A 10,268-nucleotide genomic window follows, 5' to 3' on the forward strand; every position below is an offset into this window, starting at 1 on the left:
GCTACCATTTTAAAACTTGCAAAAGCCTTGATATACAAAACTTTTAACTTTTAACTTTTGAGAGCCAGTTGCTAAAAAGCGGGAACGCGCTTGAGCGTAGCTTGCTTCCCCGTAGGGATACAAGTCGGCAGAGCCGACGGCAGTTGCTTCTCCCAAGGGGAGACGCTGCGCGAACAAGTCGGGAAACCCGCCCAACGCACTGCCTCCCCAACGCACTGGCTGCTTTTGGCTTCCGCCTTGCCATATTAGCCCTTGAAATTGAGCGAGAAATTGCTCACTACGAATCTGACAAAATTAATGAAATCAAGCATCAGATTTTATTTTCTAATTTTTTAGATCCCCCTTAGTCGGTTTTTTAAAAGGACTAGGGAGGATCTAAAGATTTGATGGCAAATTAAAAAACATACTCTAGGGTTTTCTTCTGAGGTTGTGAGGTTGCGCCTCTGGGATACCAGGGAGAAAATTTTATTTTGTCCCCCCCATCCCCCTCATCCCCCTCATCCCCCTCATCCCCCTCATCCCCTCTTCTAGACTGTCGGGGTCAATGATTGTACTCTTGGTTCCGATTGCCATTCTAATGGATTCAGAACTCGATCTTCGAGCGCCATCTGCTCAATCAAACTTGCCAGTCTCAGAGCTTTGAGAGCTTGTTCACCACCTACTGAGGGTTGATTGCCACCATGTACACAGTTGACAAAATGCTCTAATTCTGCACTTAAGGGTTGAATATTGCTAGTGTAGACTTTTTCAATTACACCATCTTGCCTGTAAAGTACTTGTCGGTGGTCGCTGAGAGAATTGGCAGTCGTTTGTCGGTGAATCAAAATTTCATTCTTGAGAAAATCTGCCTCAGTGAATGAATTTTTGCAATGGGCGACAATCCGGCGAATTTTTCGGTGGGTAACTTTACTGGCGGTCAAAGTAGCAACAATACCATTGGCAAACCCCAAGGTGGCAGTTACGTAATCTAAATAACCAGAGTCTAGGGCGCGAGTACCGCTAGCAGTCAATTTCGTGACTGGGGAAGCAGCTAATTCCAAAAGTAGGTCGATGTCATGGATCATTAAATCCAGCACAACCGAAACATCATTTGCCCGATCTGAGTAAGGACTCATTCTGTGGGCTTCTAGCGCCAGCAATTCTTCAGTTTTAAGCACTTGGCTTAGTTCTTTAAAAGCCGGGTTAAAACGCTCAATATGACCCACTTGCAGGATACACCCAGACTCAGCTGCGGCATTTACTAAAGACTCTGCCTCAGAAATACTGGCTGCGATCGGTTTTTCAATCAAAACATGAATTCCCGCTAACAGACAGTTGATGCCTACGGCATAGTGCAGACGGGTAGGAACAGCTACACAAACTGCATCTACAAGAGGTAGCAGATCACAGTAATCTTCAAAAAAACGCACCTTGTACTTGCTGGCAGTTTCTAGCCCTCGCTCAACATTAATATCTGCCACTCCGACTAGTTCAACATCTTTCATTGAACTCAGTACGCGAGCGTGATGTTGTCCCATATTACCCACTCCAATCACGCCTATGCGGATCGGTCGTGGCTGGTTACGCTGTGTATATAGATTCGGTTCTGCCACTGACATGCTATCTTGCACTATTATTCTCTCCTCAACCACCAAATTTAGAGACGCTACGGCCGTTGGCGTTTATACTTGAAAGCCAGTTACGATCCGTCTAAAACCATCCAGATGGTAACATAGAGCCTATGTTTATGAAGAATTTCAAAGTTTATCATCGGTTCCCGTAATCCAAATATCTTTTGTATAGATAGTTCGGGTTTGTTTTGGATTTTGCACTTTTTATAATAAATATATGTCTTTTATGTGTCTTTTTATTAACTTTAAAACATTCAGTAAGACTTAAGTGTAAATTCTTCAAATTTTTAAGGAGCGGTTTTCTCTGCTCCGACTTAACTTGATTGTTGCACTTAGGCAATTAATTACCGGGATCAATTTCTAATTGATACTACTAAAATTACAAAGTCATGAAAAAGTAACACGTATGTTTTTTTTAAGAAAAAGGCTATCGGAAATTATCGCTACTGATTAATTGAAAAGATTTTTGTATGATTATTTGCAGCATCCGTCCTAGACACATACTCTTGCAAAGAAGCAAGCTACGCGTATCTGTGGTAGAGAAGATATTACACTGTTTTTAGAGAAAAACTAGTACCGCAAGGCGGAAGTCAAAAGTCACGCATAATTGTATTCCGAGCTTCTTGGGCTATATGAAATGGTGAACCAGCGCTGCGGCAGGAAAACCCTCCGCAGGCGACTGGTGAACCCGTTCGCGTAGCGTCTCCGATAGGAGAAGGGTATGTTTATTTACGCCGTGCTGCACTACTGTAGATTAATTTCTTTAGAATATCGGTGCGGCGTTGTTTGCCATCACTCACAGGGTTGAGAAGTGGCTTTGGCATTACTTCTTGACCAGAAATGTTGAGGTGTAATTTGGCGATTTAAAATCCAACATTTGCAACCGAGATGAAAGCTGTAATCCTGTTATCTGGGGGATTAGACTCTTCCACAATTCTATACAAAGCTAAGGCTGATGGCTGTGAATGTCATGCTATTTCCTTTGATTATCAGCAGCGACACCGACGAGAGTTACAGTCAGCCCTGACTGTTGCTCAAAAAGCTGCGATCGCAAAACATCAGGTAGTTAATTTTGATTTACGGCAATGGGGTGGTTCAGCACTTACCGATGATGCCATTGATTTACCCCAAGAGCGATCGCTGGATGAAATGTCTCAAAATATTCCTGTCACTTATGTTCCGGCTCGTAATACTATCTTTTTAAGCTTTGCTCTTGGTTACGCCGAAGCGATCGCAGCTGAACGTGTCTATATCGGCATCAATGCTTTAGATTACTCAGGATATCCTGACTGTCGCCCCGACTATATCCAGGCAATGCAGGAAGTTTTTCGTCTGGGAACCAAACAAGGGCGTGAGGGACAACCAATAAATATTGTTGCACCCCTGATCAACCTGAAAAAAACTGAAATCATCCAACTAGGGAACCAATTGGGAGTTCCCTGGGAGCTAACTTGGTCTTGCTATGCCGGTGAAGATGTCGCCTGCGGGGTATGTGATTCTTGTCGCTTGCGGCTAGCAGCTTTTGCCGAATTGGAACTCGTTGATCCAGTGGCGTATGCTTAGTGAAGGATGGGGAGTAGGGAGTGGTGAGTAGGGAGTAGGGGAGTTCTTGATAATTACTCTCCCTCATCCCCCTCTTCCTCCAGGCGTTGCAGTTGAATTTGATGCAGGCGTGGGCCAACAATTGATACCACGGTGAATTCGAGATTTTGATACCGGAAGGTTTCGCCAATGGCCGGAATTTTTTGTAACTGATACAGCAAAAAGCCGCCTAGTGTTTGGTATTCTCTTGTCAAGGGCAAATTGAGATGCAAAACTTCGTTGAGGTCTTCGAGGTTGATCTGGGCCTGTACTAAAAATTTATGCTCATTTAACATCTGAATCATCAAGTCGTCACTGCTTTGAGATTCGCTGGCGTCGCCAATGATTTCGGCAATGACATCTTTGATTGTCACTAGTCCCACAGTAGAGCCAAATTCATTCACTACCATGACCATAGCTGGTTTCTCTTGCTGCATCATTGGCAAAAGTTCACTCAGGGAGGTGTGTTCAGGAACAAACCGGGCGGGACGCATCCAAGGTTGGATTTGTGTCTCTAAACTGAGATTTCCTACAGCTAAAGGTTGTGCCAAATCTTTAAAATAAACAATGCCGCGAACATCGTCTAGTGATTCACCAATTACGGGATAGCGAGAGTAACCAGTAGCAGCCATTTCCTTGAGTAATGTCTGGAAGGTAGCATCTTTTGGCAGCGTGATAATACTGGTGCGCGGTATCATCACATCTTGGGCTATAACATCGCCGAACTCAAAGACATTATTGAGCAATTCTCGCTCTGCACGCTGTAGACCAGTAGATCCCCATTCTGTAGAGATAATCAGTTGCAATTCTTCGGGAGTCACAGGTGGCCTCCAGCCTTGACCTGTGTATTGGATGCCAAAAACCCTCAATAAAAAACGAGTTGACTGGTTGAGAATCCAGATGAAGGGGCCAAAAAAACGCACGATCGCTTTTACCGAAGGCCCCAAAAACCTAGCGAGCTGTTCTGAGTACAGCATGGCTAAGGATTTAGGACATAATTCTCCGATCACAATTTGCAGATAAGCAATCAAGAAAAAGGCAATGGGAATTGATAGAGAATGGGCCAGGAAAGTAGTCATGCTACTTGGTAAAGGCCAGGATTTTAAGCATGCATTAACCAGCACAACAATCGTACTTTCGCCAATCCATCCCAATGCCAAACTGGAGAGGGTAATACCTAACTGAGTGGTAGATAATAGTCGATCAATACTACGTTGTAGCATCTCGACTGCGATCGCTGGAGCATCCCCAGCCTTAACTAGCTGGTGAATACGCGATCGCCGCACGCTCACCATCGAAAATTCCGCCGTCACAAAAAAGGCATTTATGGCAATCAGGAGTAGCACTGACAATAACCGTAGCGCCACGTCTGTCCAAATTAAATTAGGAAAACCAATCACCACCAAAGCTCGTGTAAAACTCACGCCCTCCATTTAGGAAGATTAGGGATTGGGTATCAGGGATTGGGTATTGGGAAAAATTCAATCCCCAATCCCTAGTCCCTCGCCCCCAGTCCCCAGCCCCCAGTCCTTTCCTACCTTTCTACAGGAATATTCAATGCCTCTAGCTTCAATTCTTGAGCGGGATAATCAGTAAGAGCAAGTGATATTTTCTTGACATCATCAAGTAAAGCTGTAGGAATGCTCACTGTACCTGTAAATGCTGGCCCATTTGCAGGCAATTCTGTTGGTAAACCCTCTGTACTAGGACTCAGGGTTCGTCCTTTATCATCGGTAACATCTAAAAAACTATACAGGAAGCGGACAGAATCTTTACCTTTGTTCTGCATTTTCACTTTCAGTAGCAAATCACCACCAGAGTAGCGGACAGATTGTACAGACATGGTTACGCCCTCACTCAAGGCTGTAACTGGAAAACCTGGCTGGAGTTTTTCTTCAACTACTGCTGGGAGTTTTTCCTCTGGCTTCTGCTTACTGCTATTGGTTTCTTCATCATCGTCTAGGTCTTCCAATTTAGCAGCCTTGGTCTTACCCTCAATTCGCGCCTTAACAATTTTCAGAATTTCGTCTTCTTTTAATAGCACTAACCCTCCCTGTTGGGAACTATTTGCCTTACTACTGGCAAATTTGGTTGTAGGACGCCCATCTGGTGTAGTAACGCCTTTAAGTGCTGAACTACCTAGTTCAAACCCCAAAAGGGCACTCACAGACCCTGCTCCCATCATCAGGATTAACAAAACCAAAGTAAGAAGTACAGTAGAATTTATTTTCATTGCTGACAAGCTATCACAATAGAATGCTGGTCTATTTAAGAATAGTGAAGCTTTTGACCTCAATCCTTAAAGGAACTTAATCAATATTAGTCTGCACTATTTTATGATTAAATTATGTAGTATAAAAATCTGATAAGCTATTGTCGAGTATTCACAGGTGTAAATCTGTGCTATAATTATCCAATTGGCTAAACTCAGTGCATGAGGTATTTTCCTCAGTCTAAGATTAGCAAATCAGGTTGACCTAAGAGTTGAAGTAATTGACTCTTATGAACCTGAAAGCAAACAAAATAAGCGCCTTTGGCCGATTGGGGAGGCAACGAACTCATAATTCGTCTTCAGGCTGGTTCGATTCCAGCAGGGCGCACTGAACAACGATCAAAAAGCAGTAATAGAGGGATAAAGGGCATTAGGCATTGAAAAGAGGGAGAGGGGAAAATTCTTCTCCATTGCTCTCCTGCTTCTTCCCCACTCCCCAATATTACCGAGGTGGTAAAGTTTCAAACCTGAATTCAGTTCCTACTTTGAGTTTGTTACTGTTCAAGCGAGGAGACATCATCAGCGATGTGTCGTAAGGATTTGGTAAATCAGGAGTGCGAATGTATGGATCGTTGCCAACTTGCTGAGTCAGGACATCATGATATAAAGTGTTAACCAACTCAGCATCGCGGGCAATTTCATTTTCAGGGAAGGAACCACCGAAACTGGAACCAGATCCTAAAAATGAGTCTAACTGACGCTTGAGGCTGCCATTTTCGTAGAAATTGCGATCGTGACGAAAATAAGCTCGCTCAAATACATCATTCGTAGTTTCAATTTTGGGGGTTTCCGTTTGGGCAGATGCAACAGAGGGAAAAGCAATACCAGCAGCAAGTAGTACTAATAAACCACCAAAGGTTTTAAATTTTATACCCACGTTCCTAACTCCTCAATTTTTGGGCAATCTTAATTTATGCTTAATCTCAGAACTCTAATGAGTTCAACCTTTGGTGTAGCACAACTTTTAATGTTTTGTAATGACGTATCCTACTGAAACTCTTACCCACTCAGATATTTGGGCAACCACTTCTGATTTGATTACCTTGCGCCATAAGCTACTAGATTTATTTTGCCAACTTGCTTATCAAGAAGGTGATTTTCTCCTCTCGTCTGGGCTGCGTAGTTCTTATTACGTCAACAAGACACAGGTAACACTCCATCCTCAAGGCGCTTTGGCAGTCGGGCGTTTACTGTTACCTTTATTACCTCTAGATACACAGGCTGTAGGTGGTTTAACAATGGGGGCTGACCCAATGGTGACAGCAGTGAGTGTAGTTTCTGTTTATGAAAACCGCCCGATACCAGCGCTGATTATTCGCAAAGAAGCCAAGGGTTATGGGACGAGAGCTTATATAGAAGGCCCCAGTTTACCAGAAGGTGCAAAAGTAGTAGTTTTGGAAGATGTGGTCACAACTGGGCAATCTGCTCTGAAAGCGGTTGACCGTCTTAAAGAAGCAGGTTATACCGTAAATCAAGTAATTTCACTGGTAGACAGAGAACAAGGGGGAAGTGAGCTGTACCAGTCTGCTGGGTTGAAGTTTGAAACTTTGTTTTCGATTCAGGAAGTTCAGGAACGCTATCGACAACTTGCGAATTCATAAGTGTCGATTGCCTAATTATTTGACAATTTTACAGATTTATGTAATCTAAAATATTACTCTTAAAGCCCTAATTAAGGGTTTTATTATTTTAGGCTCAAAATAGCCTTTACTGCACTGACGATCGCAGAAGATACTTTTTCGATTTCTTCTTTAGTTGTAAATTTCCCAATCCCAATTCTTAACGCTCCCTCAATTATATTTTCCGCAAGATTCATAGCTTGCAGAACGTGAGATGGCGCGACAATACCTGATGAACAAGCCGCACCTGTAGAAATAGCTAATTGATGGCGAATTCTAGCAATAATGGCACTATTAGGGATGTCAGGGGTAGAAATATGCAAGTTACCTGATAAACGGTTGTTTAAGTCTCCATTCACCAGTAAATTAGGAATTTTAGCTTGAAGTAAGCTTTGCAGTTGATCTTGCAAAAGTGCGTAGGCGCAGCCCGCCGTAGGCATCACATTTTCATCTGCTTCCATTTCCAGCTGTCTCAATCTGCAAGCTTCCGCCAAGCCAGCGATTCCGGGGACATTGAGACTTAAAGCCAGCAGCGGGATTTGAACTCGCGACCTTCCGATTACAAGTCGGATGCACTACCACTGTGCTATGCTGGCAATTTTTTTGATTACTCTCAATTAGCAACCACAATTTCTCATTGTACCATAATTAATTTGTTTGTCTAGCTGTAATTGCTATAAAATATCTCCCTCTTCAGAAATAAGGCTAGAAGACGGGATATTTTGGCAATATCGTTGCTTTTGTGTATCGAGATGGTTGAGTTAGCGTTGCAATTGTAGTGATTCCGAACGCTGATAAAGTTGATAAATTAGTATGCATGGCAAAAGTTAACTCTAATCCTGGGTTGGGCGCAGTTCTACAACTGTATTTTCTTGGCACGGTCGAATAAAGGAACAGAAATATATAATTATTTTTTACAGATTACAAGCATGGCAGCATTGCTCGGACGAGATTTATTAAGTCTAGCGGACATCAGTCCTATTGAACTTCAAGAACTCCTGCAATTAGCAACTCAACTGAAATCACAACAACTGAAGTTGCAGTGTAATAAGGTTTTGGGGTTGCTGTTCTCCAAAGCTTCAACTCGTACACGGGTAAGTTTTACTGTGGCGATGTACCAACTGGGTGGACAGGTAATCGATCTCAATCCTAATGTCACTCAAGTTAGTCGCGGGGAACCTTTACAGGATACGGCACGGGTGTTAGACCGATATCTGGATATTTTGGCAATTCGCACTTTTGCACAGCAGGATTTAGAAACTTTTGCTCATTATGCCAAGATTCCGGTAATTAATGCGCTTACCGATGCAGAACATCCTTGTCAGGTATTGGCGGATTTATTGACGATTCAAGAAAGCTTTAACACCCTTGCTGGGTTAACTTTGACCTACGTGGGCGATGGGAATAATATGGCTAATTCTCTGATGTTGGGCTGTGCTTTGGTGGGGATGAATGTTAGAATTGCCACCCCTAGCGGATATGAGCCAGATTCTAAGATTGTAGAACAAGCAAGAGCGATCGCTAATAACAAAACGGAAGTCCTTGTAACTCATGATCCAGAATTAGCAGCTAAAGGTTCTACTGTACTTTACACTGATGTTTGGGCGAGTATGGGGCAAGAAGCAGAAGCAGACAACCGAATGCCAATTTTCCAGCCTTATCAAATTTCGGAGCAGCTATTGAGCCTTGCAGAACCAGAGGCAATTGTTTTACACTGCTTACCAGCCCATCGTGGTGAAGAAATTACCGAAGCTGTGATTGAAGGTTCTCAATCACGAGTTTGGGAACAGGCAGAAAATCGCCTACACGCTCAAAAAGCTTTACTTGCAAGTATCTTAGGGGCGGAATGAAAAGAGTTAGGAGACGCGATTAATAGCGTCTGTACAAAAGTTAAGAGTCAGAATGGCGAGTGTGCTGCTGGCTCTTTACTTAAAATTTGTAAAAATCAAGAATAAATTGGTAAAAGAAAAGAGAATATTCTAGCTTTTGACTTTCATATTTTTATTTTTCTCTTGTTATGGGGAGTTTTTTGTAGTACTAATGTTCTAGAGACATTTATAATTACTTCCCACAAATTTATGGAACGTCTAACTGAAGCTCAACAAGAACTTTATGAATGGTTGGCAGAATACATCCGATCGCACCAGCATTCGCCTTCAATTCGGCAAATGATGCAAGCGATGAACTTGAAGTCACCAGCCCCAATTCAAAGCCGTTTAGAGCATTTACGCACTAAAGGATATATTGAATGGACTGAAGGCCAAGCACGAACGATTCGGATTTTGCGTCCTGTTAAGCAAGGTGTACCAATTTTGGGCACGATCGCTGCTGGTGGTTTAATAGAACCGTTTACTGATGCTGTAGATCATCTAGACTTTTCTAATTTCGAGTTACCTCCCCAAACTTATGCTTTGCGGGTAGCTGGCGATAGCATGATTGAAGATTTAATTACTGATGGCGATGTGGTATTTCTGCGTCCAGTAGCAGAACCAAATCATTTAAAAAATGGTACTATCGTCGCCGCCAGAGTAGATGGATTTGGTACAACATTAAAACGTTTTTATCGCCAAGGCGATCGCGTTACCCTTAAACCAGCAAATCCTAAGTACAATCCCATCGAAGTCATGGCTCAACAAGTGCAGGTGCAAGGTTCTCTCATTGGTGTTTGGCGTGGTTACAACTGAGTAATGGGGAGTGGGGGAGATGAGGGAGAGTAGAAGGCAAGGGGATAACTCCTAACTCCGCACTCAGCACTCTTAATGCCCAATGCCCATTAATTAGGGTTCGCTACCATTTTTGTGCTTAATATATGTACCTGACGAAAAATTCAGTGCAGCAACTGCCCACTTTCCGATTGAAATTACCGTTTGCAAGGGAAAGTAAGGGCAGTTATTACACTCCGCAACCATTACCAGGATGCCCAAGAATGCCTCCGTCTCTGCAATTGCGGCAATATCAGCGCCAAGCGATCGCTAACTGGTTTACCAACAATGGCAGAGGGACGCTGAAAATGGCTACTGGTAGTGGTAAAACTATTACCGCATTAGCGATCGCTTGTGAATTGTACCAACAGATTAATTTACAAGTTCTGTTGGTGGTGTGTCCCTATCGCCATCTCGTTACTCAATGGGCGCGAGAATGCGAAAAATTTAATTTGCAACCCATTTTAGCTTTCGAGAATTTACG

11 protein-coding genes and 2 tRNA genes are annotated in these 10,268 nt (G+C 43.0%); 7 read left to right on the plus strand and 6 right to left on the minus strand.

The features are described 5' to 3' along the window. The first annotated feature begins 101 nt into the window (after positions 1–101). Entirely contained in the window at positions 102–347 is a 246-nt protein-coding gene (locus VE944_RS16065) for a hypothetical protein (protein ID WP_324978676.1), read from the plus strand. 180 nt (positions 348–527) lie between these two features. Here VE944_RS16065 and VE944_RS16070 read toward each other — a convergent pair whose 3' ends face one another. Next, positions 528–1,610 carry a Gfo/Idh/MocA family oxidoreductase gene (locus VE944_RS16070; protein ID WP_324978678.1) on the minus strand — a complete coding sequence of 361 codons (1,083 nt, stop codon included), beginning with the start codon at positions 1,608–1,610 and terminating at the stop codon, positions 528–530. 888 nt (positions 1,611–2,498) lie between these two features. On the opposite strand from VE944_RS16070, the gene queC reads away from it, so the two are divergent. Continuing rightward, positions 2,499–3,173, plus strand: coding sequence for a 7-cyano-7-deazaguanine synthase QueC (queC, locus tag VE944_RS16075; RefSeq protein WP_324978680.1), 675 nt, complete (start codon positions 2,499–2,501; stop codon positions 3,171–3,173). A 53-nt stretch (positions 3,174–3,226) separates the two neighbouring features. Here queC and VE944_RS16080 read toward each other — a convergent pair whose 3' ends face one another. Both VE944_RS16080 and VE944_RS16085 read right to left on the minus strand, forming a co-directional pair. Then, on the minus strand, positions 3,227–4,624 hold the full coding sequence (locus tag VE944_RS16080) for a hemolysin family protein (RefSeq protein WP_324978682.1): 1,398 nt from the start codon (positions 4,622–4,624) through the stop codon (positions 3,227–3,229). Between the two features lie 101 nt (positions 4,625–4,725). Next, on the minus strand, positions 4,726–5,424 hold the full coding sequence (locus tag VE944_RS16085; protein ID WP_324978684.1) for a hypothetical protein: 699 nt from the start codon (positions 5,422–5,424) through the stop codon (positions 4,726–4,728). 294 nt (positions 5,425–5,718) lie between these two features. On the opposite strand from VE944_RS16085, the gene VE944_RS16090 reads away from it, so the two are divergent. Further along, positions 5,719–5,791 (plus strand) — tRNA-Ile (locus VE944_RS16090). 114 nt (positions 5,792–5,905) lie between these two features. On the opposite strand, the gene VE944_RS16095 is transcribed toward VE944_RS16090, so the two are convergent. Next, positions 5,906–6,340: a hypothetical protein gene (locus tag VE944_RS16095; protein WP_324978686.1), complete on the minus strand. Its 435-nt coding sequence runs from the start codon at positions 6,338–6,340 to the stop codon at positions 5,906–5,908. Positions 6,341–6,440: 100 nt separating this feature from the next. On the opposite strand from VE944_RS16095, the gene pyrE reads away from it, so the two are divergent. Then, positions 6,441–7,064: an orotate phosphoribosyltransferase gene (pyrE, locus tag VE944_RS16100; protein WP_324978688.1), complete on the plus strand. Its 624-nt coding sequence runs from the start codon at positions 6,441–6,443 to the stop codon at positions 7,062–7,064. 83 nt (positions 7,065–7,147) lie between these two features. Here pyrE and VE944_RS16105 read toward each other — a convergent pair whose 3' ends face one another. Then, positions 7,148–7,558 carry a hypothetical protein gene (locus tag VE944_RS16105; protein ID WP_324978690.1) on the minus strand — a complete coding sequence of 137 codons (411 nt, stop codon included), beginning with the start codon at positions 7,556–7,558 and terminating at the stop codon, positions 7,148–7,150. Positions 7,559–7,606: 48 nt separating this feature from the next. Beyond that, positions 7,607–7,678: transfer RNA gene (locus tag VE944_RS16110), tRNA-Thr, on the minus strand. Positions 7,679–8,011: 333 nt separating this feature from the next. On the opposite strand from VE944_RS16110, the gene argF reads away from it, so the two are divergent. The 3 genes from argF to VE944_RS16125 form a co-directional block, all read left to right on the plus strand. Further along, positions 8,012–8,932 (plus strand): ornithine carbamoyltransferase, encoded by a 921-nt coding sequence (argF, locus tag VE944_RS16115; protein ID WP_324978692.1) that lies wholly within the window; start codon positions 8,012–8,014, stop codon positions 8,930–8,932. A gap of 228 nt (positions 8,933–9,160) precedes the next feature. Further along, positions 9,161–9,766: a transcriptional repressor LexA gene (lexA, locus tag VE944_RS16120; protein ID WP_324978694.1), complete on the plus strand. Its 606-nt coding sequence runs from the start codon at positions 9,161–9,163 to the stop codon at positions 9,764–9,766. 125 nt (positions 9,767–9,891) lie between these two features. After that, positions 9,892–10,268 (plus strand): DEAD/DEAH box helicase family protein (locus tag VE944_RS16125; protein WP_324978696.1); only part of this gene is annotated, 377 nt, incomplete at its 3' end.

The organism is Nostoc sp., assembly GCF_035638895.1.
Taxonomy (GTDB): domain Bacteria; phylum Cyanobacteriota; class Cyanobacteriia; order Cyanobacteriales; family Nostocaceae; genus Nostoc.